Source organism: Microbacterium sp. Bi128 (assembly GCF_918698205.1).
Genome location: NZ_CAKKMM010001400.1, coordinates 1 through 1,313 on the forward strand (window position 1 = coordinate 1; position 1,313 = coordinate 1,313).

The 1,313-nt window shown below is 67.7% G+C and carries 1 protein-coding gene; it reads left to right on the forward strand.

Annotated features, from left to right (window positions below):
- Positions 1-1,313 (forward strand): DEAD/DEAH box helicase (locus tag LQV45_RS33145; RefSeq protein WP_230011945.1); only part of this gene is annotated, 1,313 nt, incomplete at both ends.

The window sequence follows — 1,313 nt, forward strand, 5'->3', positions numbered from 1 at the left end:
GGAAGAAGGCGTCAAGGTCTTAGACCTCGGCATCGATGGCCGTGTCCTGGCCGCCCTGCAGGACGTCGGCTACGAGAAGCCGTCCCCGATCCAGGCAGCAACCATCCCGCTGCTGCTCGAAGGCCGCGACGTCGTGGGCCTGGCCCAGACGGGTACCGGTAAGACTGCAGCATTCGCAGTACCGGCACTGTCCCGCCTGGCCGAGCTCCACGACCTCAACGGCCCGTCCCGCAAGACCCAGGCCCTGGTGCTGGCCCCCACCCGTGAGCTCGCGCTCCAGGTTGCCGAGGCCTTCACCTCCTACGCCAAGCACATCGACGACTTCACCGTCCTCCCGGTGTACGGCGGCTCCGCCTACGGCCCCCAGCTCGCCGGCCTGCGCCGCGGCGCGCAGGTTGTTGTCGGTACCCCCGGCCGCGTCATCGACCACATCGCCAAGGGTTCCCTGGACCTGTCCGAACTCCAGTACCTCGTGCTGGATGAGGCCGACGAGATGCTCCGCATGGGCTTCGCCGAAGACGTGGAGCAGATCTTCCAGCAGACCCCCGCGGGCCGCCAGGTTGCGCTGTTCTCCGCCACGATGCCGAGCCAGATCCGCCGGCTCTCCAAGCAGTACCTGAACAACCCGGCCGAGGTGCAGGTCAAGTCCAAGACCACCACGGGCGCCAACACCCGCCAGCGCTACCTGCAGGTCATGGGCCCGCACAAGCTCGATGCGCTGACCCGCATCCTCGAGGTCGAAGAGTTCGAAGGCGTCATCGCCTTCGTCCGCACCAAGATGGCCACCGAGGACCTCGCCGACAAGCTGCGCTCGCGCGGCTTCCAGGCTGCCGCCATCAACGGCGACATCCCGCAGCAGCAGCGTGAGCGCACGGTCGAGGCCCTGCGCGACGGCAAGATCGACATCCTGGTCGCCACTGACGTCGCCGCCCGCGGCCTGGACGTCGAGCGTGTCAGCCACGTGGTCAACTACGACATCCCGCACGACACCGAGTCCTACGTCCACCGCATCGGCCGCACCGGCCGTGCAGGCCGTTCCGGCGATGCGATCCTGTTCATGACCCCGCGCGAGAAGTACCTGCTGCGTTCCATCGAGAAGGCAACCCGCCAGCCGGTGGAGCAGATGCACCTGCCCACGGCCGAGACCGTCAATACGTTGCGCCTGGGCAAGTTCGCCGAGCGCATCACGGAGACCCTCGCGTCCGAGGACGTTGCAGCGTTCCGCGACCTGATCTCCTCCTACGAAGAAGAGCACAACGTGCCGGCCTCGGAAATCGCCGCCGCACCGGCCGTCATGGCCCAGGGCGGACAGC